The 26,090-nt window shown below is 72.2% G+C and carries 22 protein-coding genes and 1 tRNA gene; 10 read left to right on the plus strand and 13 right to left on the minus strand.

The genetic code is table 11. The features are described from left to right. Positions 1-77 precede the first annotated feature (77 nt). The 3 genes from QPK52_RS17880 to QPK52_RS17890 form a co-directional block, all read right to left on the minus strand. Positions 78-1,394 (minus strand): SPFH domain-containing protein, encoded by a 1,317-nt coding sequence (locus QPK52_RS17880; RefSeq protein WP_410538486.1) that lies wholly within the window; start codon positions 1,392-1,394, stop codon positions 78-80. Then, positions 1,391-3,142, minus strand: coding sequence for an SPFH domain-containing protein (locus tag QPK52_RS17885; protein ID WP_410538487.1), 1,752 nt, complete (start codon positions 3,140-3,142; stop codon positions 1,391-1,393). The genes QPK52_RS17880 and QPK52_RS17885 overlap by 4 nt, the downstream gene beginning before the upstream one ends. 264 nt (positions 3,143-3,406) lie before the next feature. Next, positions 3,407-4,129, minus strand: a complete 723-nt coding sequence (locus QPK52_RS17890) for a hypothetical protein (protein ID WP_410538488.1) — start codon at positions 4,127-4,129, stop codon at positions 3,407-3,409. A 765-nt stretch (positions 4,130-4,894) separates the two neighbouring features. Here QPK52_RS17890 and QPK52_RS17895 point away from each other — a divergent pair. The 3 genes from QPK52_RS17895 (at position 4,895) to QPK52_RS17905 (ending at position 7,405) form a co-directional block, all read left to right on the plus strand. Beyond that, complete coding sequence (locus tag QPK52_RS17895) at positions 4,895-5,821, plus strand: DUF5937 family protein (protein ID WP_410538489.1); 927 nt, start codon at positions 4,895-4,897, stop codon at positions 5,819-5,821. A gap of 197 nt (positions 5,822-6,018) precedes the next feature. After that, complete coding sequence (locus tag QPK52_RS17900; protein WP_410538491.1) at positions 6,019-6,435, plus strand: hypothetical protein; 417 nt, start codon at positions 6,019-6,021, stop codon at positions 6,433-6,435. A 76-nt stretch (positions 6,436-6,511) separates the two neighbouring features. Next, the gene (locus tag QPK52_RS17905) at positions 6,512-7,405 is read left to right on the plus strand and encodes a hypothetical protein (protein WP_410538492.1); all 894 of its coding nucleotides are present in this window, start codon (positions 6,512-6,514) and stop codon (positions 7,403-7,405) included. Between the two features lie 101 nt (positions 7,406-7,506). Here QPK52_RS17905 and QPK52_RS17910 read toward each other — a convergent pair whose 3' ends face one another. The 9 genes from QPK52_RS17910 to QPK52_RS17950 all read right to left on the minus strand — a co-directional run bounded on the left by QPK52_RS17910 (position 7,507) and on the right by QPK52_RS17950 (position 16,287). After that, positions 7,507-8,628, minus strand: a complete 1,122-nt coding sequence (locus QPK52_RS17910) for a DegT/DnrJ/EryC1/StrS family aminotransferase (RefSeq protein ID WP_410538493.1) — start codon at positions 8,626-8,628, stop codon at positions 7,507-7,509. A 31-nt stretch (positions 8,629-8,659) separates the two neighbouring features. After that, complete coding sequence (locus QPK52_RS17915) at positions 8,660-9,112, minus strand: nuclear transport factor 2 family protein (RefSeq protein ID WP_093654321.1); 453 nt, start codon at positions 9,110-9,112, stop codon at positions 8,660-8,662. Positions 9,113-9,145: 33 nt separating this feature from the next. Continuing rightward, complete coding sequence (locus QPK52_RS17920; protein ID WP_410538494.1) at positions 9,146-10,321, minus strand: macrolide family glycosyltransferase; 1,176 nt, start codon at positions 10,319-10,321, stop codon at positions 9,146-9,148. Positions 10,322-10,370: 49 nt separating this feature from the next. Next, positions 10,371-10,973, minus strand: coding sequence for a dTDP-4-dehydrorhamnose 3,5-epimerase family protein (locus QPK52_RS17925; RefSeq protein WP_410538495.1), 603 nt, complete (start codon positions 10,971-10,973; stop codon positions 10,371-10,373). 13 nt (positions 10,974-10,986) lie between these two features. After that, the gene (rfbA, locus tag QPK52_RS17930; RefSeq protein ID WP_410538496.1) at positions 10,987-11,907 is read right to left on the minus strand and encodes a glucose-1-phosphate thymidylyltransferase RfbA; all 921 of its coding nucleotides are present in this window, start codon (positions 11,905-11,907) and stop codon (positions 10,987-10,989) included. Positions 11,908-12,060: 153 nt separating this feature from the next. Next, positions 12,061-13,509 carry an MFS transporter gene (locus QPK52_RS17935; RefSeq protein WP_410538497.1) on the minus strand — a complete coding sequence of 483 codons (1,449 nt, stop codon included), beginning with the start codon at positions 13,507-13,509 and terminating at the stop codon, positions 12,061-12,063. A gap of 40 nt (positions 13,510-13,549) precedes the next feature. Next, a complete protein-coding gene (locus QPK52_RS17940; protein WP_410538498.1) occupies positions 13,550-14,575 on the minus strand; it encodes a zinc-binding dehydrogenase in 1,026 nt (341 codons plus the stop codon). A 121-nt stretch (positions 14,576-14,696) separates the two neighbouring features. After that, complete coding sequence (gene rfbB, locus QPK52_RS17945) at positions 14,697-15,665, minus strand: dTDP-glucose 4,6-dehydratase (protein ID WP_410538499.1); 969 nt, start codon at positions 15,663-15,665, stop codon at positions 14,697-14,699. Between the two features lie 546 nt (positions 15,666-16,211). Next, positions 16,212-16,287, minus strand: a tRNA-Arg gene (locus QPK52_RS17950). A gap of 310 nt (positions 16,288-16,597) precedes the next feature. Here QPK52_RS17950 and QPK52_RS17955 point away from each other — a divergent pair. The 7 genes from QPK52_RS17955 (at position 16,598) to QPK52_RS17985 (ending at position 25,554) form a co-directional block, all read left to right on the plus strand. After that, the gene (locus QPK52_RS17955) at positions 16,598-18,220 is read left to right on the plus strand and encodes a dynamin family protein (RefSeq protein WP_410540375.1); all 1,623 of its coding nucleotides are present in this window, start codon (positions 16,598-16,600) and stop codon (positions 18,218-18,220) included. Beyond that, positions 18,217-20,289: a GTPase gene (locus tag QPK52_RS17960; RefSeq protein ID WP_410538500.1), complete on the plus strand. Its 2,073-nt coding sequence runs from the start codon at positions 18,217-18,219 to the stop codon at positions 20,287-20,289. Before QPK52_RS17955 ends, QPK52_RS17960 begins: the two co-directional genes overlap by 4 nt. Before the next feature lie 178 nt (positions 20,290-20,467). Continuing rightward, on the plus strand, positions 20,468-20,863 hold the full coding sequence (locus tag QPK52_RS17965; RefSeq protein WP_410538501.1) for a single-stranded DNA-binding protein: 396 nt from the start codon (positions 20,468-20,470) through the stop codon (positions 20,861-20,863). Between the two features lie 180 nt (positions 20,864-21,043). Further along, positions 21,044-22,507, plus strand: a complete 1,464-nt coding sequence (locus tag QPK52_RS17970; RefSeq protein ID WP_410538502.1) for a Cys-Gln thioester bond-forming surface protein — start codon at positions 21,044-21,046, stop codon at positions 22,505-22,507. A gap of 204 nt (positions 22,508-22,711) precedes the next feature. Further along, positions 22,712-24,376, plus strand: coding sequence for an energy-dependent translational throttle protein EttA (ettA, locus tag QPK52_RS17975; protein ID WP_093654368.1), 1,665 nt, complete (start codon positions 22,712-22,714; stop codon positions 24,374-24,376). 3 nt (positions 24,377-24,379) lie between these two features. Continuing rightward, positions 24,380-24,823: an acyl-CoA thioesterase gene (locus QPK52_RS17980; protein ID WP_410540376.1), complete on the plus strand. Its 444-nt coding sequence runs from the start codon at positions 24,380-24,382 to the stop codon at positions 24,821-24,823. After that, positions 24,820-25,554, plus strand: a complete 735-nt coding sequence (locus tag QPK52_RS17985; RefSeq protein WP_410538503.1) for a hypothetical protein — start codon at positions 24,820-24,822, stop codon at positions 25,552-25,554. The genes QPK52_RS17980 and QPK52_RS17985 overlap by 4 nt, the downstream gene beginning before the upstream one ends. Before the next feature lie 111 nt (positions 25,555-25,665). Here QPK52_RS17985 and QPK52_RS17990 read toward each other — a convergent pair whose 3' ends face one another. Continuing rightward, positions 25,666-26,070, minus strand: a complete 405-nt coding sequence (locus tag QPK52_RS17990) for a globin (RefSeq protein WP_093655645.1) — start codon at positions 26,068-26,070, stop codon at positions 25,666-25,668. Positions 26,071-26,090 lie beyond the last annotated feature (20 nt).

Here is a 26,090-nt window from a genome sequence, read left to right on the forward strand (position 1 = left end):
GTGAGGGAGGACGGCGGCCCCGGGGCGCGCCCGCCCGGCCTGAAGGGGCCGGGCGGACCGGGTGGGCGGGGCGGGGCTCAGCGCTCGCCGTCCGCGGTGCCGGCGGACCCGGCACCGCGCTCCACCGGCGGAAGGGCGGCCAGCCGCGGCAGCAGCTGGGCCGTCAGGAGCGTGGACAGCGCCGAGGTGTCACCGCCACCGGCGCCGTCGGTGCGCACCACCACCGGCCGCGGCGCGCTGCCGGCCAGGGTCGCGCCGACCTCCAGGCGGCGGCGGGCCAGTTCGTACTGGAGGACCGCCCGGTTGTCGCGGTACGCCTGGGCCAGCCGGCGCTGGGCGCGCGCCTCGTTCTCGGCGGCGATCAGACCGCTGCGCCCGCGGGTCTCGATCTCGAACCGCACCCGCTGCGCGTTGGTCTCCTGCTCCTCCAGGAGCTGGGCCACCTCCTCGCGCGCCCGGTTCAGGGCGGCCTTCACCTCGACGATGCGCGCGTCGCGCACCTTCTTCGCCCGCTCGATGTCCATCCGGAGGCTGTCGATGCGGCGCTTGCGGGTCAGGCCCCACTCCTGGTCGTACGCGGCGCGCTCCTTGGCGACCCGCTCCCGGGTGGCCAGGTGCTGCTGGTACTGGGCCGGGAGCTGCACGTCGGGGATGTTGCAGCCGGTGATGCGCACCCCGTAGCGGGAGAGCTGGCGGTTGAGCAGCTCCTGCATGTCGGCCACGTCCGAACCCCGCAGGTCGTAGGCCCGTTCGGTGCGCATCCTGCGCGCCCGCTGCCGGATGGCGTCCTGCACCGCGCTGGAGAGCACCAGGTCGAAGTTGCCCGCGCCGATGGTCCGCACGAACAGCACCGCGTCGGTGATGCGGAACTTCAGGAAGAACTCGATCGACCGCAGCGGCACGTTCTCCTGGGTCGGGCAGGCCATCACCGGGGCCGAGTAGGGGATCTCGGTGGCGGTGTCCACCACGAACTCCACCCGCGACCACGGGTGCCACAGATAGTGGCGGCCGGGGTCCAGGGTGCGGGTGACCGCGCCGTAGCGGGTCAGGACCCCGTTGGTGCCCTGCTCGATCTCCACGATCGAGGAGCGCCACCACCACAGCCCCCCTGCCAGCAGGGCGAGGACGCCCAGGACGTAGGAGAGCGCGGCCAGGGAGCCGCGGACGGCGCCGGTCAGCCCCTCGGAGCCGCCCGCGCTCAGCAGTACGCCGGTCAGCAGCGCGAACACCCCGAACCACAAAGGCAGCAGCCACCACAGCCGGCGGCGGTGGCGGGGGATGATGACCGGGACCAGGGTGCCCGCCTCGCCGCCGCGCAGCAGCTGGGCGATCTCGCTCCAGGGGGCCACCGCCTCGGAGATGACCGACCTGCGGGTGGTGGACACGGCGCTCACTGCGCGCCCTCCTCGGTGTCGTCGGACGCTGCGGTCGCTCCGGGTGCTTCGGGTACTCCGGTCTCCCCGGGTGCTTCAGGCGCTGCGGGCGGTCCGGGCTCCCCGCCGGGCGCCGCTTCCCCAGCGGCCTCCACGCCCCCGGCGGCCGCGGTGCCTCCGGCCGGCACGGTCGGCCGCTCCTCCTCCAGCAGGGCGCGGATCTCCTCCTGGCGCCGTTCGATGCGCTCGGAGACCTCCCGCAGCCGGGCGCGGACGGCGGCCATGTCGGCCTCCGTGAACAGCTCCGTGCCGTGCTCGCCGATCATCTCCCGGGCCAGCCGCAGGAAGTCGACCCCGGCCGTGCCGTCGGACTCCTCCGCGCCACCCACCCGCACCAGCTGCGGCAGGTGGTCCGCCACCTGCTCCAGGGTGTCGAGCATCTGCTGCCGGTAGCGGTACTCCAGGATCTCCGGGGCCTCGGCGGCGGTCACCGCGCGGATGTCCAGGGCCTGCGCCTCCAGCAGTGCGGCGTTGGCCTTCGCCTCCGACTCGGCCTGCACGTAGCGCTGCCGGGCCAGCGCCTGGGCCCGGTTGGTCTCCCGCTCGACGGCGGTGTCCATCTGGGCCTGGTACTGGGCGATCTCGGCCTGGATCGCGGAGAACGTCTCCTGGAGGGTGGCCAGTTCCTTGGTGAGGTCGCCCTCGTCCTGCTCCTTGCGGAGCTGGAGCGCGTACTCGTGGGTGTAGGCCTCCTTGGCGACCCGCACCATCTCCGGGGCGGCCAGGTCCATGCGGTAGTTGCGGTCGGAGGGCTCGGCGTGCGTGATGTTGGCGTTGGTCAGCTCCACCGCCGGCTGGAACTGCTGGTTGAGCTGCTCCAGGAGCCGGCCGGTGTCCTCGCCGACCATGTCGTAGATGCCGGCGGCCTCCTGCTCGTAGATCAGGCTGCGGATGGTCTCGCTGACCGCGTTGCTCAGCTTCTCCTCGAAGCCGCGGACCGCGCCGAGGGTGTAGACGAACTCCACCGGGTCGTTGATCCGGAACTGGATGAACAGGTCGATCGACGCCTTCACCCCGCTGCGGGTGGGGGCCTCGCGCACCGGGGCGTTGAACGGGTACTCGCGGGTGGTGTTGAGGATGTACGACACCCGCTTCCACGGGTTCAGCAGGATCACCCGGCCGGGGCCGACCACCTGCTCCAGCTTCCCGAAGCGGGTGATCAGCGCCTGGCAGCCGTCCGGCACCATCACCATGCCCTGCCGCCACCAGACGAAGACCACCGCCGACACCGACAGCACCCAGTAGTGGACGCCGAAGAGGGGATTGGTCAGCGCGCTGCCGCCTGCGGCGGACACCACGGAGGAACCCACCGCGCCCACCACCAGCAGCATGAGCACCGGGAGCATGCTCAGCAGGGAGCGTCCGCGCGGGAGCACCATCGGGCAGATGACGTGCACCGGCACGCCGCCCTCGCGCTGCTGCTCGCTGCGGTTGAGCGCCTCCCCGGCCTCCACCAGCGGAACGGTCCGCTGCGTCATCACGGTGGCGATGGAGCCGCCGCCCTGCTCCCGTGCGGCGGGGAAGTCGGCGGGGTCCATGCCGTCCTGCTGCGAGGGGCCGCCCTGCCGGGAGGATCCGCTCTCGGCGGTCCCGGCGTCCCGGCCGTCTCCACCGTTCCCGGTCCCGCCGCGCCGTCGCCGGCGCAGCTCCTCCTCGGCCACGGCCCGCGGATCGGCCCCCTGGGCCACCGTCTGTGCGATTCTGCGCATGTCCTGGGTTCGTGCCACGTCTGCCCTTCGCCGTCTCCGGTCGTTTTCGTCCCGTACGGGTGTTCCACTCCATCTCACAGCATGCGGCCCGCCGCGGGCGGATACGGGGCCCGATCGTGACCCGGACGGGACCTTCCGGGCCGTTCGGACCATCCTGGCGGAGCCCGGCCCGGACGGCGTGAACACCACGGGCGGCGCTGCGCGGAACAGGCCGGGCGGCCCGGGAATCCCGGGCCGCCCGGCCTGTCTCCCAGCCGTGCCGTCTCAGCGGAGGCGGTCGAAGGAGGGGCCGCGCGGGTTCACCTTGACGGCCATGTCGACGGTGTACTCGCCCGATCCGTCACTCCTCTTGTTGACGATCTGGCACTTGTGGCCGGTGTCCGCGTCGAGGTCGACGACCTCGGCCTCGGGAAGCTCCTCGCAGCGCATCTCCTCGCTGTAGCGGTGGTTGTCCTCCCAGAGTTTCGCCCTCACGCCTTCACCGGTCAGCAGGCCCTTGCCCGGCTCCGCGTTGTACTGGATGAAGAAGGACCCCTCCTTGTAGGAGTCGGAGATCGTCACCGTCCAGGGGATCTCGACGTCCGCGTAGGCGACCGTGCACTCGGTGGCGGCCTTCGCCTTCAGGGTGATCTCGCCGCCCTCGCAGGAGCCGCTGGTGCTGCCCATCGCGCCGGCCATCCGCACGGTCCGCTTCCGGAGCTCGTGGATCACCTTCTCGGTGAAGTCGGCGTCCCGCGCCGGGCTCGGGCTGATGGTGGGGCTGGTGCCCACGGGCTCCCCGGCGGGGGACTCCACCACGACCGGGAGCCGCTCCCCCTCTTCGGCCCGGCCGCTCTCGCCGCTCTGGTCGCTCTGGTCGCTCTTGCTGTTCCCGGCCTCCGCACTGCTCTGCGTGCCGGAACCCCCGTTGCCGTCCTCGCTTCCCCCGCAGCCGACGGTGAGCAGGCCGACGGCCAGGATCGCTGTGACGGTTCGTATGTGTCGCATGCTCCGCCACCCTAGTGGGAGGAGGGACGCGGACCTGCAGTCGGCCACCCGGCGGGCGGAGCGAGCACGGACCCCCCTCCCGGACGGAGCACCCCATCGAGCCCGTAGGGCCCGCACGGACGGGTGCACAGGTGCCGGAGCGTACGGCACCGGCCGGAGCCCCGGGGCGCGGGCCCCCCGCCGCGGGACGGGAGGCGCCGGCCGCGTTCCGGCAGCGCCTGCCCGATACGAGGGAGGAGGCGGTGCTCGGCCGCTCGGCCGGGAGTTGCCACCTGGCCGGGCGAGCTGCGGCCCGGCGCTCGAAGACCTCCCCGGTCAAAGGCGGGAGACGGGTCCCGGAGACGGCCCGGATGCAGGGCTCCGGCTGCAACGGCCCAGGGACGACGCTCGACTCGTACGCGTACAGCGACAGTGCCGGGGACCTCCGGCCGCGATCCGCGAGATCCGCGGTGACGGCCGGTGAAACGCGCTGTGCTGGACACCGGCGTCTTCTCACGCCTCTTGCGCGGTGTCGAAGCGGACCGCGGTGGTCGCGTCATCGATTTCATCCGGCGGCCCCGGGGGCGGAGGGGTGGCGCGATGGCGGCGGAGCGGCCGAAACGCGGGTGTTGCGGCCGGTAAGGGCTTTCCCCCACCCTGCTCCGTGGGCAGGGTGACGGTCAACGGGGGGTGAGTCTCCTGCTGAGGATCCACTTCACACCTGAGGATCTCGCACGCGTCCGTCTTGCGAGAAAACCCGATCCGCTGTGGGAGGTCGTCTGCAGCTTGCACCGCCTCCAGACCTCGCGGGGGCGCTGGGCCTACGCCGACTGGCACCGGCAGGCCATGGAGGCGCTCACGGGAACGCCCGTCGGCAGGGCGGTGCGCCGGTTACTGGTGCCGATGCTGCCCCGCGCACGCTACTTCCCCGACTTCCTGAACCCGCACGAGTCCGCGGAGGGTCTGGAGCAGGGGCTCGCGGCGATCGTGGACACCCCGCCCGAGCGGGTGGCCCGCGAGACGGCCAGGTTCGGCCGGGAGCACCGCGCCCCGGGCTGGGCTCCGAAGCTGGTGGAGCGCGAGAACAGGGAGGAGCTGGCCCGGGCCCTCCGCGCCTACCACGACGCCGTCGTCGCTCCCCACCACGACCGCGTCTGCGCGGAGATCGAGGGCGAGTGCGCCCTGCGGGCCCGTGAGGTACTGGACAGGGGCGTCCACGGACTGCTCGCCGAGCTGTCACCCGCCATGAGCTGGCGCGCGCCGGTCCTCCACGTCGACTACGTCGAGGACCGGGACCTGTATCTGGGCGGGCGCGGACTGTGCCTGGTGCCCTCCTACTTCTGCTGGCGGACTCCGATCGCCCTGGCGGACGCCGCGCTGCCCCCGGTGCTGGTCTACCCCGTGCAGCGCCCGGCGCCCGCCGCCGTCGTACCTCCCCCGGAATCGTCCCTGGAGGCGCTGCTGGGGAAGACCCGGGCGGCCGCGCTGAGGGCCCTCGTGCCCGGAGCGACCACGTCGGAGCTGGCGCGGTGCCTGGGCGTCTCACCCGCCACCGCCACGCACCACACCACGGTGCTGCGCGACGCGGGTCTGGTCGCGAGCCGGCGCCTGAGCAACAGCGTGCTGCACACGCTCACTCCGCTGGGAGCGGCCGTACTCCGCCACCCGTCGAGGTCCGTCCCCTCCGTACCGGCCGCATCCCCGAGTCTCTGACAGCCGGCCGTAAGCGCACCGTGCACCACACGAGCACCACGGGCACCGCCGGAACACCGGGGTCCGCCGCTCTCCCTGGGCCTTTCGGGCCCTGTCGAAAGACATGGCCGGGCCGTCCGCCGCTCTGCGAGCGTTTTCCGCGAACACAGCCGGTGCGGGCGTTCGCCGCCCGCACGACGAACGAGATGGGGGAGAACATGAAGAGAACCGTCATCGCAGGCGCGCTCGCGCTCGCCTCCGCCGCGACGACCTGCGTCGCGCTCGCTCCCGCGGCGGTCGCCGCCCCGCAGTCCTGCGTGACCAGTTCGCTGACCACCGGGGGCTACGGGGGCGTGGGCACCATCCGCCACAAGTCGTCCTCCAGCTCCTGCGGCGACCTCAACCTCACCTACTCCAACGACTCGACGACCAACATCGGGGACCGCTACGCCGGCCGCCTGCGCAGCTCCAGCGGTTCGTGGAGCACCTGCAGCAAGGGCTACGTCTGGGCCTCGGACGGAAGCCACAGCATCAACGACTCCACCTACTGGCTGTGCACGAACGTCCAGGGCGGCACCCCGTTCACGGTGGCGAGCTACTACGACGGCGGGGACTCCGTCCGGATCACCCACTGACCCGGAACCCGTGTCCCCCGGGGGTGCCGCCGAGGGCCGGCGGCACCCCCGGCCGTCCGAGAGAGGAGCGCCCCGGATGATCCGTCCGGTGTCACCGCGCCGTCCGGCGTTCCGCGTCACCGCGGCGACCGCCGCGGCGATCACCGCACTGCTCGCCGGCTGCTCGGCCGGGGCCGGTACGCCGGGCGGTACGCCCTCCCGGACCGGGGCCGAGCCCCCGTCCGCCGCCCGCCTCACCCATGTCCTGCCCGGTGATCCGGTGCGTATGGTCCTGCCCGCGACCGGTGCCGAAACCCGCTGGACTCAGGGGCTGGACGCCTTCGGGCAGCAGGTGGCGCACATCGTCTCGGCCGACTGCGCGAGCGAGCGCGGCGCCGGTCTGCCCGACGGGCCCCCGCCCGCGTTCATCCGCCTCTCCGAGCTTCCCGACCTGGACTTCCTGGCCCGGCACGGGTTCAGCCGGAGTGCCGATCTCCCCGCCCCCGAGGCGAGCCCGACCGCGCCCGGCACCGGCGACCCCGCCGCGGTGCGCCACTGCCAGGACGAGGGCAGGGCTGCGGCGGAGCGGTTGCGCGGCGCCTACGCCCCCCTCCAGGGGCGGTGGTTCCGGGAACTCGCCTCCCTGCGCGGCGACCCCGCCGCGGCCCGGGCCCTGCGCGGCCTGCCCGGCTGCCTCGCCGGGCACGGCATCGAGGTCGGCGACGAGGACGGCTTCTTCGCCCTGGCCGACACCCGTCTGAACTCCGCCGCCCCGGCCGAGCGCCCGCGCGTCGACCGCGAACTCGGCCGTGCGTACGCCTCCTGCATGCGCCCGGTCGAGGCCGTCCGCGAACCGGCGCGGCTGCGGATGCGCGAGGACTTCCTGGCCGAGCACGCCGACGAGGTCCGCGAGCTGCGGAGGACCCTGGTCCCCGCACTGCGCCGCGCCGAGGAGCGGTACGGCCCGCGCCTCTCCTTCCCCGCGCCCTGACCGCGCCCCGGCCGTCCCCCGGGCGGTGCCCTCGACACGGGAGAGGACGCGGGGCGGCGACCGCCTGCCCCGCGTCCTCTCCCGCCCGTGTCCGCCGGCTGTCACCACCCGGCCTTGACGGTCTTCGCGATGTGCGCCCGGTCCTCGTCCGACACCCACCAGCCGACCGGCAGGGCGATCTGGCGCTCGGCGACGGCGTCGAGTCCCGGCAGCAGCGCCTGGGAGCCGCGGGTCGCGGTGTAGGTGTCGTTGCGGTGGTGCACCTCGCTGGTGGCGATGTGAGCCTCGGCCAGGCGCCGTGCGAAGGCGTCGCGGCCGTCCACCTTGACCGAGTAGTACCAGAACGACGGGTCGCGGTCGGCGGCGCGCTCCGTCAGCTCCAGGCCGTCCACATCGGACAGCTCGGCGTCGTAGAACGCCGCGTTCTCCCTGTGCCTGGCGAGGAGGTCATCGACGATCTCCAGGTTGGCCAGTCCGATGGCCGCGTTGATGTCGTTCATGTTGAACTTGAAACCGTACTCCGGAATGTCGTTCTTGAACCGGGCGGCCCCGCCGTCGCGGTCGATGCCGTACCAGCGCAGCAGTCGTGCCCGTGCCAGCAGTTCGTCGTCGGGCAGCACGACCAGACCGCCGTCCCCGGAGGTCAGGTGCTTGACCGCCTGGAAGCTGTAAACCGCGATGTTTCCGTGCCCGCCGAGAGCCACGCCTCGGTAGGTGGCGCCCCACGCGTCGGCGCAGTCCTCCACGACCCGGGGGCGTACGCCGTGGACGCGTTCCGCCTGGTCGAGCACACGGCGCAGCCGGTCCAGGTCGACGGGGTAGCCACCCCAGTGCACCAGGACGATCGCCCGGGTCGACGGAGTGATCTTCCGGGCCAGGTCGTCCAGGTCCATGTTGAGGGTGGCGGGATCGGTGTCCACCCAGCGGATGCGCATCCCGTTGGCCAGGATGGGCCAGTTGGTCGCGGTGCAGGTCAGCGCCGTCGCCAGGACCTCGCCGTCCCGCCCGGCCTCCGTCGCCACCAGATGCAGAGCCAGGTGCAGTCCCGATGTGGCGCTGTTCACGGTCAGGACCCGGGGGTTGTCCAGCCGTTCGGCCAGGGCGCTCTCGAACGCGTCGACCTTCGCGCCCTGCCCGATGTACCCGCTGTCCAGGACGTCACCCACCAGGGCTGCCGCCTTGTCGGACATCGCCACCTTGAAGAGGGGGATCACGCCTCCCACCCCCTGGACTCCCTGCGGGTGCGGCGGAGTCTCACTTGTAGTCACCGTCCGTCTCGACGAAACGGTTGCGCACGAGCCACGTGCCGTCGACGCGGACGAGCTCGTCGTCGCAGAGGGTGTGGTGGCGGAAGTGCACTTCGCCGCTCAGCAGGGTTCGGTTCGGGGTCACGTAGACCATGACGTAGCTCTGCGCGCGGACGGTGTCGTCACCGAGCCGCTCCACGGTCAGCTGCCCCATCCAGTGCCGCAGGACGAGCCCCTCGTGCAGGCCGGTCTGCCTCTCGATCGCTTTGACCAGCATGTCCCGGCCGACCAGGGGGTCGGGCATGTCCGCCGCCTGGAACACGCCGTCCGGGGTGAAGGTCCGGGCCCACTGCTCGCCGTCCCCGCGGTCGAGGATCTTGAGCTGAAGGGCGTAGAACTGCTGGATCTCCAGGTACAGGTCGCTCGGGACGAGCGTGGTGGCGAGGTCGTGCGAGTTCATCGTCTCTCCTGGTTGTCGGTGTCTGAGCGGTGGTCATTTCGCCGCGGTGCGGAGGTGGCCGAGGATCGTGTCAGCCGCGCGCTGGGCACCGCCGGCCTTTCGCATGTGCTCGCGCATGTCGTCCAGGTTGGTCCGTATGACGGGGTCGGAGGCGACCGCCAGAACAGCCTCCCGGAGGGATTCGGGGGTGACCTCCTCGGGGCGCAGCACCTGGCCCAGGCGCAGCTCGCCGGTCCGCGCGGCGATCATCTCGGAGTCGCCGTTGTGCGGTACGGAGACGAGGGGCACCCCGGCGTACAGGGCGTTCATGGTGTTGCCGGCGCCGCCGTGGCATACGAACGCGCCCGCGTGCTCCAGCACGGCCTGGAGGGTCAGCCAGGTGTGGATCTCGGCGTTGGGCGGCAGTTCGCCCACCGCCTCCAGGTCCACCCCGGGGCCCGCCGCGATAACCACGTGCCACGGCAGCCCCTCGAACGCCTTGGCGCACATGGCGAAGAACTCGGGCTGGGTGTTGAAGGTCGTGCCCAGGGAGATCAGGACGACGGGCTTGTCGTTGGACGGCCTCCAGGTGCCCTGCAGGTCGCTCCGCCGCAGCGTGATCCCGGCGAACGTGTACCGGTCCTCGGGAAAGGACTCGCCCTCGGACTGGAACTCGCGCGGCATGAAGGAGATGTTGTGCGAGGCGTCCGCCATCAGCTCGTCCAGCGGGACGTCCCGCAGCCCGTGCGCGTCGGCGAACGCGCGCAGCTCACGCGTCAGCTCGCCGAACATCCCCTCGGCGGCCTCCTGGGCGTCGGAGAAGTACTGGCGGGAAATGAGGACGGGGTAGAGCTGGATCCCCGGCACGCCGAGCTTGCGTGCCATCACCCGGCCGAGGAACTGCATCGAGATGTCGTAGACCAGGCAGTCCGGCACGTCGTCGCCGAAGTACTCCTCAAGCACCGGCGCGGTGGCGGCCGCTTCCCGGACCGCGCCCAGCAGCACCCGCGCCAGCCAGTCCTCCGCGCCGGTCGGGGCGATGGTCCGGGGGTCGATGACCGAGGTGTACGGGATGACGTCCGCGCCCGTCGAGGCGATCCGCTCGGCGAAGTCCCCGGCGGCCAGGTAGCTGACCCGGTGGCCGCGCTCGACCAGCTCCTCCACGACGCCCAGCGTCGGGGTGATGTGGCCCGCCGCGGGGATGTTCAGGAAAGCGATGTGTCTCTTCACGTGGTTCCAGCTCCTGGAGTCGTCGGCTTGCTCGGGGATACCGGCCGCTTCATGCACGCGGCCCTGACAGAACCTCGGCACGGAGGTCCGCGTAGGAGGGCAGTACGCCCAGGGCCTCCGTCTGCGCCAGCGTCGGAGCGGTCCGGTCCTTGTCGGACAGGACGATGTCGTCCATGGCGGGCCACGGCAGGGCGAGGCGCGGGTCCAGCGGGTCGATCGATATCGCCTTCCCCGGGGTGTAGACGCGGTCGCACATGTAGGCGACCACCGCCGTCTCGCTGACCGCCGCGAACCCGTGCCCGAACCCCGCGGGGATGTAGACGGCGCGCCGCCGGACGTCGTCCAGCGGAATCGCGACGGACGCGCCGTACGTCGGGGAGCCGACCCGGACGTCCACCACCATGTCGACGATCGAACCGCTCACACAGGTGACGTACTTCGCCTCTCCCGGCGGGGCGGCGGTCAGGTGGATCCCGCGGATCGTGCCGCGCCGCGAGACCGAGCAGTTGACCTGCGCCACTTCCATGGGACGCCCGGTCGCCGCGTGCAGCCGCTCGCCGACGAACAGTTCCACGAACGCCCCGCGCGCGTCGCCGTGCACCTTCGGCTCCACGAGGTGGACACCGTCGAGGCCGAGTTCTTCGAAGATCATCGGATTCCCTTCCTCAGCCGACGGCGCCGACACCGGCGCCGGCCGGGACCTTGTTCTGGATCTCCACTCCCGCGGAGTCCGGCAGCCCCACCAGGTACTCGCCGTAGCCGCTGGGCATGAGCGGCTTCGCCAACTCGCGGAGCCGGTCGCTGTCTATGAACCCGCGGCGCCAGGCCACCTCCTCGACGCAGCCGATCTTCTGGCCCTGCCGCTCCTCGACCACCCGCACGAACTCCGACGCCTGCACCAGCGAGGCGAACGTCCCGGTGTCGAGCCACACGGTGCCCCGGTCGAGCACGGTGACGTTGAGTTCGCCCCTGCGCAGGTACGCCTGGTTCACCTCGGTTATCTCCAGTTCGCCGCGCAGGCTGGGCCGCAGTGAACGGGCGATGTCGACGGCCCGGTTGTCGTAGAAATAGAGACCGGGCACCACGTACCGCGATTTCGGTTGCGCGGGCTTTTCCTCGATGGAGCGGACCCGTCCTTCGAGATCGAAGTCCAGAACACCGAAATCGCTCGGATTGGCCACCGGGTAGGCGAAGATGTGCCCGCCGTCCGGAGAAGTGTGGGTCTTCAACTGGTCGCCGAGGCCGACCCCGTGGAAGATGTTGTCGCCGAGGATCAGCGCCACCGGCTCGTCCGCGATGAAGTCCTCGCCGATCAGAAGCGCCTGGGCGATTCCTCCGGGGACGGGCTGGGTCGCGTAACTGAGACTCAGGCCCAGGTGCGAGCCGTCGCCCAGCAGCCGCTCGAAGGACCCCCGGTCGGACGGCGTCGTGACGACGAGGATGTCCCGTATACCCGCCAGCATCAGGGTGGACAGCGGGTAGTAGATCATCGGTTTGTCGAAGACCGGCATGAGCTGCTTCGACATGGCTTGGGTGATCGGCCACAGGCGGGAGCCGGTTCCGCCGGCCAGAATTATGCCTCGCATGCTTCGGAAGCTAGTGAAGCCGCCTATAGGGGCTGTCGAGGCCGGGTGGGCCCGGGCCGCGTCGCCCCGGGGTCGCGGGTGCGGGCAGCAGGAACCGCGCAGGCCCGCCCGGAGGAACCGGACGGGCCTGCGCGGCGGCCTGGAGGAGGACCGTCAGATGTTCTCCTTGCCGCCGGGCACCGTGCGGGGCACCGCTGCGGCCGCCGCCAGGCTCAGCACGAGCAGCACCGCGGTCGCCAGGAAAGCGACCCCGTAGCCGGAGGCGAACGCGTGGACATCGGGGGGACCGCCGTCGGCGACCTGCGCCGTACGCCACTGGGCCAGGGCGACCATGACCGCGAGGCCGGCCGCACCTCCCAGGGCCTGGGAGGTGTTCAGCACCCCCGAGGCCAGCCCCTGCTTGTCCTCCGGCACCCCCGCCGTCGCCGCAGCGGCCACGGAGGTCACCAGGATGCCGAGCCCCAGACCGAACAGCAGGCTGGGGCCCAGCAGATCGGCGATGTAGGAGGCGCTCTCGTCGGCCGACGACTGCCACAGCAGTCCGGCGATCATGGGGAAGAGCCCCACCAGCATCAGCGGACGGGGACCCGTCTTCGGCCCCACGACCGAGGAGGCGGCGGCGCCCGCGAACGCGCAGAGCGTCAGCGGCAGGAAGACCAGTCCCGTCCGTATGGCGCTGTAGTGCAGCACCGACTGGTACAGCAGCGTCAGGAAGTAGAAAGCCGTGGGCAGGGCCGCCCCCAGCGCCAGCATCGTGACGTTGGCTGCCCACACCGAGCGGTTGCGGAACAGACTCAGCTCCATCAGCGGCTGTGCCGCCCACTTCGCCTGGTCCAGCACGAACACCGCCAGCAGCACCACGCCGATGGTCAGCGAGGCGACGATGCGCGCCGAACCCCAGCCGTAGCGCTGCCCCTCGGCGAGACCGTAGACGAGCGCGGCGATCCCCAAGGTGACCGACAGCGAGCCCAGCACATCGAGCTTCGTGCCCCCGCGGGTGCCGATGCGCGAGGTAGTGGCCACCGACACCACCGCCATCCCCACGATCAGCAGGCACAGCGGCACGTTGATGAGGAAGACCCAGCGCCACGACATCCATTGGACGATCGCGCCGCCGCTGAGCACACCGATCGCGCCGCCACTGCCCGAGGCGGCGCCCCACAGGGCGAGCGCCTTGGCCCGCTCCACCGGATGGGTGAACGTGGAGCTGAGCACCGCCAGCGAGGCGGACGCCATGATCGCGCCGCCGAAGCCCTGGCCCGCACGGCCGATCACCAGGGCCCCTGCGTTCGGTGCGATACCGCCGACGAGGCTGAACACCGTGAACACCGCGAGGCCGACCAGCAGCATGCGCCGGCCGCCCAGCAGGTCCACCATGCGTCCGGCCAGCAGCAGGAATCCGGCAAACGGAATCAGATAGCCGTTGTATACCCAGGTCAGGCTGCCCGGTGTGAACTGCAGATCCTGCTGGATGGACGGGATGGCGACGTTCACGATCGATGCGTCGAGGATCACCGTCAACTGGGCGAGGCAGCACACCGCGAGGACGAACCCGGCCCGGCGGGGCTTGGCCGGCGCCGCCGACGTCATCTGGTCGATCACGGCAGAAGACCCCTTTCCGGGAACCGCTCGGTGCCGGCCATCAGGAGATCTTGACCAGCACGTTGCCCTTGTAGGCGCCGCGCAGCAGGTTGATGAGCGCCTCGGGCGCGGCCTCCACGCCGCCCTCCACCACGGTGTGGGGCAGCACGATCTTCCCCTCCTGGAGCCACTGCGCGAAGTGCTGGTTCCAGGCCTGGATCTGCTCCGGCGTGTGGTAGGTGGAGAACGGCTTGATGACGATCTGCCGGATGATCCCGGTCATGATGTCCAGCCGGGGGAACGCCCCCTGCGCGTCACCGGTCTGCGCGGAGACCGCGCCCCCGAGCGCGAACCGGGCCCCCTGCGCCGCCACCTGCACGGCGGCCTCGAAGTGCTCGCCGCCGACCAGGTCGAAGAACACGTCGATCCCGTCGGGAGCCAGCTTGGCGAGCTGCTCGGCCACCGGGCCGTCCTTGTAGTTGAACGCGGCGTCGTAGCCGAGCACCTCGGTCAGGTAGGCCACCTTCTCGGCGCTGCCGGCCGAGCCGATGACCCGCTTGGCCCCTCGGGCCTTGGCGATCTGGCCGGCCAGCGAACCGACACCGCCCGCCGCGTTCGACACGAAGACCACGTCGCCCTCGCCGACCTCCGCGACATCGGCCATACCGTGGTACGCCGTGATGCCCTGGTTCAGGAAGTACTCCAGACCCGGGTACCAGGCGGGCTCGACCTTGAAGTACTGGCCGGCGGGCCCGGTGGAGTACTCGGTCCAGCCGTCCAGGTGCTGGACGGTGTCGCCCACGGCCAGGTCGGGGCTGTCCGAGGCCACGACCACGCCGATCGCGCCGCCCCACGGCCGCTCGCCGACCTTGTAGCCGGGCATCATGGGCAGCCCGGGGTCCTCGGCCATCAAGTCCCGCATCACGGCGGTCACCTGGAGATACCGGTTGTGCACCACCACATTGCCGGCCGTGGGCGCGGCGACCTCCACCTCGGCGACCTCGAAGTCCTCCCTCGACGGCTGGTCGGTGACATAACGCGCCAGGCGTACTTCCTTGCCGGTCTTCGGCAGAGTCTGGGCAGTCATGGGTAATCCCCTTCGGTTCATTTCTTCATTCATTTCGATGCGGCTGAGGCCTGCACAGCCGTACGGCCGCGCCACGGCATTCGAGGATCCCTCGGGCAGGGCCCGAAATCCGGTCAGCCCCTCACCCGTTCCACCAGGACATGTTTTCCCGGTACCACTCCACCGTGTCCTTGAGGCCCGTCTCGAACGGCTGCTCGGGGGCGAAGCCCAGTTCCTCCCGGATCCTGGTCATGTCCAAGGAGTACCGCTGGTCATGGCCGGGGCGGTCGGCGACCCGTTCGACCATCCCCCAGTCGGCCCCGCAGCTTTCCAACAAGTGCGCGGTCAGTTCCCTGTTGGTCAGTTCCGTGCCGCCACCGACGTTGTAGACCTGGCCGGCCCGGCCGCCGCGTAGCACCAGGTGGACGGCCACGCAGTGGTCCGCGACGTGGAGCCACTCGCGGACGTTGGCGCCCTCCCCGTACAGCGGGACACGGCGGCCCCGCAGAAGGTTCGTGACGAAGCGCGGTATGACCTTCTCCGGATTCTGGTAAGGGCCGTAGTTGTTCGAGCACCGGGTGATCACGGCGTCCAGGCCGTGGGTCCTGTGCGCGGCCAGTACCAGCAGATCGGAGGCGGCCTTGGACGCCGCGTAGGGCGAGTTGGGTGCAAGCGGCTGCTTCTCGGTCCACGAGCCGACCGGGATCGATCCGTAGACCTCGTCGGTGGACACATGCACGAAACGCCCGACACCGTGCCGGCGGGCGGCGTCCAGCAGTACCTGTGTGCCGAGCACATTGGTCGACACGAAGTCACGGGCGTCCTCGATGGACCGGTCCACGTGCGACTCGGCGGCGAAGTGAACGATTGCATCGTGCCCGCGTACCGCCTCGTCGACCAGCTCCGCAACGCGGATGTCACCGCGGAGGAACGAGAACCCGGGATGCCCGGCGACCGGCGCGAGGTTCCTCATGTCGCCGCCGTGGCCGAGCACATCGAGCACGGTGACCCGGGCACCGCCCGCAGGGGTCCCCGGAAGCCTGCCGGACAACAGAGCCCTGACGTACTGCGATCCGATGAACCCCGCACCACCGGTGACGAATATCCGCATGCGACGGATGGTAGAAAAGCGGGCTTGAGGCCGGGTCGAGCCGTAACGGCGGACGGGACCGGCCGGACCGGCCCGTGGTCCAAACCTCTGTCACGGCTGCGACCCGGGGCCTCGGACCGGAGGGACTGCAAAGTGTTCGGTGCGACGCGCGAATAGAGGCCGCGCCGTAACCGCGCCCACGGCCCGGCCCGGACGGGCCGGGCCGCGGAGGGGAGGGCGGAACGGGAAGGCCCCGGTCCCCGGCTCGCCGAAGGCGGTCGTCTGCGCGCGGCCGGGGACGGCGGCGAGCGCCTTCCGCAGCGCGCCGCCATCCACGCGAGGTGCGTCGCCGGGCAGCCGGCCGGCTGCCCGGCAGGGGCGCTTCGGGTGCATTCGGGTGGTGGGGGGAGCCGGGGACGCATGGGGGACAGGCGCCCGCGGAGGGCCGGCTCCAGCCGGTGCAGGCCGGACTCCCGCGCCTTCCGCCGAAGCGGCGCACACTGGGGTTCCGGGAGGGCCGGACACAGTGTGACCAGGCGGAACACGGCCCACCCGACATGACGTCAGTGGCGCCCCCGGCAGGACTCGAACCTGCGGCCAAGCGCTTAGAAGGCGCCTGCTCTATCCACTGAGCTACGGGGGCTCAAGCGGTCGCGGACGGACGGCGGAGCGCCCCCGGGTGACCTTGCCGCGACAAGGATAGGGGCCCGGGTGCATCCTCCCGGTTGCTTCACGTCCGCGACACCCTGTGGAGGTTCAGTGAAGCGGTCCCGATAATCGCAGGCGAGTACGAATCATGCACCGGTTTGAGCGCCCGATGGGGCGGGTGTTGTGCAGTCGTTATGCCCTCTGCCCCCGATGCGGCGCGGGCCACAGGGGTCAAAACACCCTGTTCTAGTCCTAATGCACTTCAAAAACCATTCGAAATTGGGCATTCTGCGCATGTGGCGATCTTGGAAGCTAGGACCGAACTGCTCGACGCGCTCACCACGCTGCGTGACCGCGTCGCCGCAGCCCGCTTTCCGCTGCCGCTGCCCGGGGCCGAGCGCGCCCGCCGCTCCCGCAGCGAACTGCTCGCCCAGCTCGACGACTACCTGGTGCCCAGGCTGCGCGCCCCCGAGGCGCCGCTGCTCGCGGTCGTCGGCGGCTCCACCGGAGCCGGGAAGTCCACCCTGGTCAACTCGCTCGTCGGACGCCGGGTCAGCGACGCGGGGGTGCTGCGGCCCACCACGCGCACACCCGTGCTGGTCTGCCACCCCGCCGACCAGCACTGGTTCGCCGGGCCCCGAGTACTGCCCCGGCTGAGACGGGTCTGGACGCCGCGGCGCGACGACTGCCGGGCCGCGGAGGACGGGCCGGCCGCCGTCCCCGACGACGACCACGCGGCCGACGACGCCGACGCCCCGCCCGCGCTCGCCGTGGAGACCGCCGAGGCCGTGCCCGTCGGGCTCGCCCTGCTGGACTCGCCCGACATCGACTCCCTGGTGACCGCCAACCGCGAACTGGCCGCCGAGCTGTTCTGCGCCGCCGACGTCTGGATCCTGGTCACCACCGCCTCCCGCTACGCCGACGCGATCCCCTGGCACCTGCTGCGAAGCGCCCGCGAGTACGACGTGACCCTGGCCACCGTGCTGGACCGGGTGCCCCACCAGGTCGCCGAGGAGGTCTCCCGCCAGTACACCGCCCTGCTGGAGCGGGCCGGCCTCGGAGACGTGCCCTGCTTCACCGTTCCCGAACTGCCCGAGTCCGCGCGCGGCGGTTCCGGGCTGCTGCCCGCCACGGCCGTGGCCGAGCTGCGCGACTGGCTGCTCCACCACGCCGGGGACCCCGCCGCCCGCGCGGTCGCCGCCGGCCGGACCGCCGCCGGAGCCCTGGCCTCGCTGCGCTCCCGCGTCTCCGGGCTCGCGGGCGCCGCGGCGGCCCAGCACGCCGCCGCACTGCGGCTGATGCGGCACATCGACGGCGCGTACGAGCGGGCCGGGGCGCGGGTGCGGCGGCAGATCGACGACGGGGAACTGCTGGCGGGCGAGGCCCTCGCCCGCTGGCGCGGCTTCCCCCGGGACAGCGGCGGCGATGAACTCCTGGACGCCTTCGCCGACGGGCTGTCGGCCCTGCTGCGCGGTGCCGTCGGCGACGCCGACGAGGAGGCGGCCGACGCCTGGCGCCTGGAGCCCGGCGCCCCCGAGTGCGGCCGCGCGGACGAACTGGTCGCGGAGCGGATCGACATCCTGGCACGGCGCTGGCGGCGCTGCCTGGAGGAGATCGCCGACGAGGAGCTGCGCTCGGCCGAGGGCGGCTGCCCGCTGCCGGCCGAGGGGATCGCGGCCCTGCTCGCCGCCGCCCTGCTGGGCGGGCGGCGCGCGCGGGGCGCGGACGAGGCGCTCGCCTGCGCACTGGGCGCGGCCGTCGCGGCGCGGCTGCGCGAGCGCGGCGAGCGGCTGCTGGAGGACTGCCTGGACCGCGCGCTGCGAGGGGAGCGCGGCTACCGGCTGGCGCCCCTGCGGGATCTCGACGCCACCCCCGACCAGCAGGTGGCCCTGATCGCCGCACTGTCCGTACTGCAGAGGAAGAGGTGATCGCGGTGGGCGTGGACGTCCGCACCGGCGGCGGCCGGATCTGGGACGACGGGCTGATCGCCCGCAGGGCCCGCACGGACGGGGGCGTACGGGAGGAGGCGGAGGGCACGCCGTTCCCCACCGGGCCGTTCGACGGCGCCCGCGGCGACGCGCTGTTCGACGGTGCCCGCGGCGACGGGCTGTTCGACGGTGCCCGCGGCGGCCGCACCGGCGGCCGGGAGGAGTGGTGGGACGGCGGCCGTACCGGCGGCACACGGGCGTACGCCGCGCCGGGTGCCGCGCCCGAGGAGGAGGCGCTGCGCGAACGGCTGCGCGCGCTGCGGGAACTGGTCGGCCTCTCCCGCACCCGGCTGGACGGCGAGGTGCTCGCCGAGGCCGGCCGGATCCTGGACGAGGTCACGGCGCGCGGCAGGCTGTCGCGGGCGTACACCACCGTGGCCGTCGCCGGGGCCACCGGCAGCGGTAAATCGATGCTGTTCAACACGCTCGCCGGGGTCCAGCTCTCCGAGACCGGACTGCGCCGCCCCACCACCTCGGTGCCCGTCGCCTGCGTCTGGGAGACCGAGTGGGACAGCGGCGCCGACGGCCTGCTGGAGCGGATGGGCGTGCCGCCCCGGGCCCGGCGCCGGGTGCAGCCGCGCGACCCGGCGCTGCGCGGCCTGGTCCTCATCGACCTGCCCGACCACGACTCCGCGGCCCCCGGCCACCGCGAGCAGGTCGACCGGATGCTGCGGCTGGTGGACGCGGTGGTCTGGGTGACCGACCCGGAGAAGTACGCGGACGCGGTGCTGCACGAGCGCTATCTGCGGCCCCTGGCCGGCCACGCCGAGGTGACGTTCGTGGTGCTCAACCAGGTCGACCGGCTGCCGGGCGACGCCGTCGACACCGTCATGGACGACCTGCGGCGGCTGCTGGACGAGGACGGCATGGCCCTCGGCGAGCACGGCGAGCCCGGCGCTACCGTACTGGCCCTGTCCGCGCTCACGGGCGAGGGTGTCGGTGAACTCAAGGATTCCCTGCGCGAGTTGGCCTCGGGGCGGCGGGCGGCGGCACTGCGGCTGTCGGCCGACGTGGACGGTGTGGTCGCCCGGCTCCGCCCGGTCTACATGGCCGACACCCCGCAGGGACCGGCCGGGCTGACCGAGCGGGCGCGCGAGGAGTTCGAGGACCGGCTGGCCTGCGCGGTGGGCGCGTGGGCGGCGGGGCAGACGGCCGAACGTCTCTGGCTGCGCCACGCCGAACAGGCGTGCGGCACCCCCTGGGCGCGGCTGCTGCGCTGGTACGAGACGCGGCGCGGGCGCGGGGAGAGGGCCGCCGCCCCGGCCGTGCCCGGTGCCGGGAACGTAGACGGAGGCGGGAGCGGGGACGGGAGCGGGGACGGGGGCGGGGTCCCGGTGCCGGAGACGGCCGCGGTGGCCCGGCCCGTACTGGCGCAGGCGGTACGGGCACTGGCCGAGGAGGCTTCGGCCGGGCTGCCGCAGCCGTGGGCCCGCTCGGTGCGGGACGCGGCCTGGCGCGGCGCGCTGGGGCTGCCGGAGGCGCTGGAGGACGCGATCGCCTCGGCCGCGGACGAGGGCGGGGAGGGCGGCGGCGCCGTGGGCGCGGGCGGAAGCGGTGGGAGCGGGGCGAGCGGCGGGAGCGGCGGGAGAAGAAGGTGGCGGGGGACGGGCAGGACGTGCGGGGCGGGGGGCGGTGAGGTCCGGCCGCCGAAGCCGCGCTGGTGGACGGTGGTGGCGTGCGCGCAGTGGCTGATGCTGGCCGTCCAGTTGCTCGGCCTGTACCTGCTGGTGGACCTGATCGCCGGAGGGCCCGGGTGGGGCGGCGTCTGGCTGCCGGTGACGCTGCTGACGGGCGGCGCGCTGGGCGGTCCGCTGCTGGCCTGGTGCTGCCGGATCGCGGCACGGGGGCCGGCGCGGGCGTACGGGCTGGAGGAGGAGCGCGGGCTGCGGCGGCTGGCGACCGGCTGGGGCCAGGCCTGGGTGCTGGAACCGGTGGCCGCCGAACTGCTGCGGTACCGGGAGGTGCGCGAGCAGTACGTCATCGCGGCGGGCGGCACGGACCGGGCCTGAGGGAGGTCCCGGCTCCGGCCCGGCCCGGCCCCGGGCGGGTGCCTCGTTCATCACCTGTCCGGGTGGCCGGGTTGTCCACAACCCGGCGGTACTCCACAGGCCGCGGCGGACATCCGCGCGGGCGGGCAGCATCGGGCCCGTACGGGGAGCGAACGGGAAGAGGACGGGGGCGGCCCGGATGAACGAGACGATGGTGACGGTGGTCGGCAACGCGGCGTCGGCGGTGGAGGCCAGGACGACGGCGTCCGGCCGTCCGGTGGCCCGGCTGCGGCTGGCCACCACGGTGCGGCGCTACGACGAGCAGCGGGGCGGCTGGACGGACGCGTACACCAGCTTCTACACGGTGTGGGCGTTCCGGGGGCTCGCGGAGAACCTGGCCGCCTCCGTGACCGTCGGCGAACCCCTGCTCGTCCAGGGGCGGTTGCGAGTGCAGCAGGGCGAACGCGACGGAAAGCGCTGGACGTCGGCGGAGATCGAGGCGACGGCGGTGGGGCACGACCTGGCCCGCGGCACATCGTCGTTCCGCCGCGTCGTGCGGGCCGTTCCCGCCGGCGAACCGGCGCCCAGTCCATGACACTTACATGCAACCAGCCGGTAACCGCCCTTATGTCACGGCGAGTACGTCCCTGCGGCATTCCCTGATAACGATTGGGAATCGGAGTGTGTAACGTCCGGTATTCCTGGGGACCGCGTTCGGATTGCTCCCTACGATCACCCCCTGAGACACGGGGGTTGACGAGGGGACGACCAGACCATGATTTCTGTACGCGGACGGGGTCCCGCCCGTTTCGCCGCCGCTGCGATAGCCACGGGCATGCTGGCGGCAGGAGCGATCGCCGGCGCGGGGACCGCCGTCGCAGACGAGAACAACCAGCAGGGCGGTGTGCTCGCCACCCTGCCCAAGGCGGGTGTGACGACCGGCTCCGGCGTCAACATCCTCAACGGTCCCAGCCGTGGCCGGACCGCTGCCGGCCTGTTCGAGCTGCAGGTCGACGGTGGCGGCACCCTGAAGACCTACTGCATCGACGTCGGCCGCGGGACGGTCAAGGGCGCCAAGTACCGCGAGGCTTCCTGGAACGAGTCCACGCTCCACAGCAACGACAACGCGGGCAGGATCCTCTGGATCCTGAAGAACTCCTACCCGCAGGTGAACGACCTCGCGGCGCTCGCGAGCAAGGCCGGCGCCGGCCAGCTCACCGAGAAGACCGCCGCCGCGGGCACTCAGATCGCGATCTGGCACTTCTCCGACAACGTGAAGGTCGACGCGGACGACGACAACGCCGACAAGCTCGCCGAGTACCTGATCAAGTCGGCCGAGAACCTTGCCGAGCCGAAGGCGTCGCTCACGCTGGAGCCGGCGGCGGTCTCCGGCAAGGCCGGCGAGAAGCTCGGCCCGATCACCGTGCACACCAACGCGCAGGAGGTGACCGTCGCGCCCGGCGCGGAGGCCACGAGCGCGGGTGTGAAGGTCGTCGGCAAGGACGGCAACGTGGTGACCTCCGCCAAGGAGGGCGACCAGCTCTTCTTCGACGTGCCCAAGGGCACCGAGCCCGGCACCGCCTCGCTGACCCTGCAGGCCAACACCGAGGTCGCCGTGGGCCGCGCCTTCACCAGCGTCGACCCGAAGAACCCGAGCCAGACCCAGATCCTGGCCGGCTCCAGCAGTTCCAGCGTCAGTGCCACCGCGACCGCGAACTGGGCCAACGAGGGCCCGATCCCGGCCGTGACCGCCGAGAAGAACTGCGTCAAGGGCGGCGTGGACGTCACCGCCACCAACCAGGGTGACGAGCCGTTCTCCTTCTCCCTCGCGGGCAAGGAGTACGAGATCCCGGCAGGCGGCTCCGAGACCGTGACCGTCCCGGTCCAGGAGGACCAGGAGTACAACATCACGATCACCGGCCCGAACGGTTTCAAGGAGACCTTCACCGGCATCCTCGACTGCGAGACCGAGACCACCACCGGCGGCAGCGGCGGCGGCGGCGAGGAGGAGAGCCCCAAGCCCTCCACCGAGCCCAGCCCGGCCACCGTCGGCGGCGACACCGGAGACGCCGGTGACACCGGCACCACCGGTGACACCGACGGCAACCTCGCCGAGACCGGCGGCAGCAGCACCACCCCGATCATCGCGGGCGTCGCCCTCGCCCTGGTGGTCCTCGGTGGCGCCGCCGTCTTCTTCCTCCGGAAGAAGAAGCCCGCCACGGCCGGCTCCAACGACTGAGCCGCCGCCCCACCCGGCTACACCGGTCCGGGCGTGACCGCCCGAACCACCCGGCCGTGTGCCGCCGCACCTCCGCGGCGGCACACGGCCTTTTCACGGCCCGGGCCGTGACGCAGGTCGCTCCGGTACTCGTTTTCGTCCCAGCGCGGGGGTGCGGCAAGATGGGGTGTATCTGCCCACTCCCTGATTGCCGGACGGTTTCTCTTGGCTGAGTACATCTACACCATGCGCAAGGCGCGTAAGGCGCACGGCGACAAGGTGATTCTCGACGACGTCACGCTGAGCTTCCTGCCCGGAGCGAAGATCGGTGTCGTGGGCCCCAACGGCGCCGGAAAGTCCACGGTGCTGAAGATCATGGCCGGTCTGGAGCAGCCGTCCAACGGCGACGCCTTCCTCGCCCCCGGCTACAGCGTCGGCATCCTCCTCCAGGAGCCCCCGCTGGACGAGTCCAAGACGGTGCTGGAGAACGTCCAGGACGGCGTCGCGGAGATCAAGGGCAAGCTCGACCGGTTCAACGAGATCGCCGAGCAGATGGCGACCGAGTACACCGACGAGCTGATGGAGGAGATGGGCAAGCTCCAGGAGCAGCTCGACCACGCGAACGCCTGGGACCTGGACGCCCAGCTGGAGCAGGCCATGGACGCTCTGGGCTGCCCGCCCGGCGACTGGCCCGTCACCAACCTCTCCGGTGGTGAGAAGCGCCGCGTGGCCCTGTGCAAGCTGCTGCTGGAGGCCCCCGACCTGCTGCTGCTGGACGAGCCCACCAACCACCTGGACGCCGAGTCCGTGCTGTGGCTGGAGCAGCACCTGGCCAAGTACGAGGGCACCGTCGTGGCCATCACCCACGACCGGTACTTCCTGGACAACGTCGCCGAGTGGATCCTGGAGCTCGACCGCGGCCGTGCCCACCCCTACGAGGGCAACTACTCCACCTACCTGGAGAAGAAGGCCGCCCGCCTGAAGGTCGAGGGGCAGAAGGACGCCAAGCGCCAGAAGCGCCTCAAGGAGGAGCTGGAGTGGGTCCGCTCCAACGCCAAGGGCCGCCAGGCCAAGTCCAAGGCGCGTCTGACCCGCTACGAGGAGATGGCCGCCGAGGCCGAGAAGACCCGGAAGCTGGACTTCGAGGAGATCCAGATCCCGCCGGGCCCGCGCCTGGGCAACGTCGTGGTCGAGGTCGAGCACCTGCACAAGGCGTTCGGTGACAAGGTCCTCATCGACGACCTGTCCTTCACCCTGCCGCGCAACGGCATCGTCGGCGTCATCGGCCCCAACGGCGCGGGCAAGACCACGCTGTTCAAGATGATCCAGGGCCTGGAGGAGCCGGACTCCGGCACCATCAAGATCGGCGACACGGTCAAGATCTCCTACGTCGACCAGGCCCGCGCCAACATCGACCCCAAGAAGACGCTGTGGGCCGTCGTCTCCGACGAGCTGGACTACATCAACGTCGGCCAGGTCGAGATGCCCTCGCGCGCCTACGTCTCCGCGTTCGGCTTCAAGGGCCCGGACCAGCAGAAGCCGGCCGGGGTCCTCTCCGGCGGTGAGCGCAACCGCCTGAACCTGGCGCTCACCCTCAAGCAGGGCGGCAACCTGCTCCTGCTCGACGAGCCGACCAACGACCTCGACGTCGAGACCCTGTCCTCGCTGGAGAACGCGCTGCTGGAGTTCCCCGGCTGCGCCGTGGTGGTCTCCCACGACCGCTGGTTCCTGGACCGCGTGGCCACCCACATCCTCGCCTACGAGGGCGAGAGCAAGTGGTTCTGGTTCGAGGGCAACTTCGAGTCGTACGAGAAGAACAAGGTCGAGCGCCTCGGCCCGGACGCCGCCCGTCCGCACCGCACCACCTACAAGAAGCTGACGCGGGGCTGAGGAATCGTGCGCCACACATTCCCCTGCCCCCTGCGCTGGTCCGACATGGACTCCTTCGGGCACGTCAACAACGTCGTGTTCCTGAGGTACCTGGAGGAGGCGCGGATCGACTTCATGTTCCGGCTCGCCCGCCAGGCGGCGTCGGGGGCCTTCACCGGCGGCTCGGTGGTGGCCAGGCACGAGATCTCCTACCTGCGCCCGCTGGTGCACCGGCACGAGCCGGTCGTGGTCGAGCTGTGGGTGACCAAGGTCGGCGCCGCCTCGCTGACGGTGGAGTACGAGGTCAAGGACGGCCCCGGGGACGGTGACACCGTCTACGTCCGCGCCTCGACGGTCGTGGTCCCCTACGACCTGGAGCGTGAGCGTCCGCGGCGGCTCTCCGACGAGGAGAAGGCGTTCCTCAAGGAGTACCTGGACGACAGCGCGACGGGGACCGCCGCCGCATGAGCGGACAGCCCCCACGCCTGGTGTTCGCCGACCCCGGGGAGGCGGCCGAGCTGGCCGCCCTCCTGGGCCGGCTGCTGCGCTGGGAGAAGGCCGCGGCGGTACGGCTGAGGGCGGCCGGGGACGGCGTCCTGGGCGTCTTCGCGCGCCCGGCCCGCTTCGAGGTGCTGGCCGTGCGCACCGCCCGGCTGGCCGAGCCGGCGGAGCTGGACGCGACGGTCTCCGCCGGAGAACTGCTGGAGGGCGTCGACGAGGCGTCCGGGTCCGTCGCCGTACCCGCAGCCGTGACCGGCCCGCCCTGGGCCGGTCTGCTGCCGCCGCGCGGCGGCTGGCGCCCGGTGGGCGAGCTGCCGTACGAGTCGGTGCGCGCGGCGGCCGCGTCGGTGGTCGCCGAGTTCCGGCGGCGCAGCGAGGCGCTGGCGCCCGGCGAACGCACCCGCGAGGCGCTGGACGCGCTGGCGGAGGAGATCTGGTCCCGCCCCCTGGGCGGCGGTACGGGGCTGCCGCTGCGCGCCGTGCACGCCGCGCAGGCGCTGGGCATGCTGCGCTCGCGCGGCCCGGTCCCGGCGGCCGGCCCGCAGGGGCCGCCGCCCGTGGTGGGCGGGCGGGACGGCGCCGGCACGGTGGCCGTGCTGGCCGCCGGCTCCTGGCTCCGGCTGCGCACCCCGTACGGCTCCGTCGCCGTGCGCGGCGCCGGAAGGGGCGGGCCGGGGCTGAGCGTCACCCCGTTGTGAGGACGCCCGCGAGGACGCCTCCGCGGGTGTCCTCCGCGGAGGACGCCGACGGAGCCCCGGCCCGAGGAAAGGGCCGGGGCTCCGGTGCGTGCGGGTGTGCGGTGCGGAGGGTCAGTCCGGGGTGTTGACCATCGAGGCGGCCGCGTAGACCAGGTAGTCCCACAGCTGCCGCTCCTGCTCGGGGGCCAGGCCGAGCTCGTCCACGGCGTCGCGCATGTGCCGCAGCCAGGCGTCGTGGGCGGCGCGGTCGACCCTGAAGGGCACGTGCCGCATGCGCAGCCGGGGGTGTCCCCGCTGCTCGCTGTACGTCCGGGGCCCGCCCCAGTACTGCATCAGGAACAGCGCCAGCCGCTCCTCGGCCGGACCGAGGTCCTCCTCCGGGTACATCGGCCGCAGCAGCGGGTCCCCGGCGACACCCTCGTAGAACCGGCGCACCAGCCGCCGGAACGTCTCCTCGCCCCCGACCTGCTCGAAGAAGGTCTGCGTCTGCACGTCGCCACGCGGAATCTCCATCACGCCCCCCATGGTCGCAGATG

This window comes from Streptomyces sp. KL2, assembly GCF_046529545.1.
In the GTDB taxonomy this organism is placed as follows: domain Bacteria; phylum Actinomycetota; class Actinomycetes; order Streptomycetales; family Streptomycetaceae; genus Streptomyces; species Streptomyces radiopugnans.

Bases quoted from the DNA above. Each gene is read 5' to 3' on its own strand.
- QPK52_RS17885 (WP_410538487.1), bottom strand. From the start codon at position 3,142: ATGCGCAGAATCGCACAGACGGTGGCCCAGGGGGCCGATCCGCGGGCC.
- QPK52_RS17890 (WP_410538488.1), bottom strand. From the start codon at position 4,129: ATGCGACACATACGAACCGTCACAGCGATCCTGGCCGTCGGCCTGCTC.
- QPK52_RS17900 (WP_410538491.1), top strand. From the start codon at position 6,019: ATGAAGAGAACCGTCATCGCAGGCGCGCTCGCGCTCGCCTCCGCCGCG.
- QPK52_RS17905 (WP_410538492.1), top strand. From the start codon at position 6,512: ATGATCCGTCCGGTGTCACCGCGCCGTCCGGCGTTCCGCGTCACCGCG.
- QPK52_RS17915 (WP_093654321.1), bottom strand. From the start codon at position 9,112: ATGAACTCGCACGACCTCGCCACCACGCTCGTCCCGAGCGACCTGTAC.
- QPK52_RS17925 (WP_410538495.1), bottom strand. From the start codon at position 10,973: ATGATCTTCGAAGAACTCGGCCTCGACGGTGTCCACCTCGTGGAGCCG.
- rfbA (WP_410538496.1), bottom strand. From the start codon at position 11,907: ATGCGAGGCATAATTCTGGCCGGCGGAACCGGCTCCCGCCTGTGGCCG.
- QPK52_RS17940 (WP_410538498.1), bottom strand. From the start codon at position 14,575: ATGACTGCCCAGACTCTGCCGAAGACCGGCAAGGAAGTACGCCTGGCG.
- rfbB (WP_410538499.1), bottom strand. From the start codon at position 15,665: ATGCGGATATTCGTCACCGGTGGTGCGGGGTTCATCGGATCGCAGTAC.
- QPK52_RS17965 (WP_410538501.1), top strand. From the start codon at position 20,468: ATGAACGAGACGATGGTGACGGTGGTCGGCAACGCGGCGTCGGCGGTG.
- QPK52_RS17970 (WP_410538502.1), top strand. From the start codon at position 21,044: ATGATTTCTGTACGCGGACGGGGTCCCGCCCGTTTCGCCGCCGCTGCG.
- QPK52_RS17985 (WP_410538503.1), top strand. From the start codon at position 24,820: ATGAGCGGACAGCCCCCACGCCTGGTGTTCGCCGACCCCGGGGAGGCG.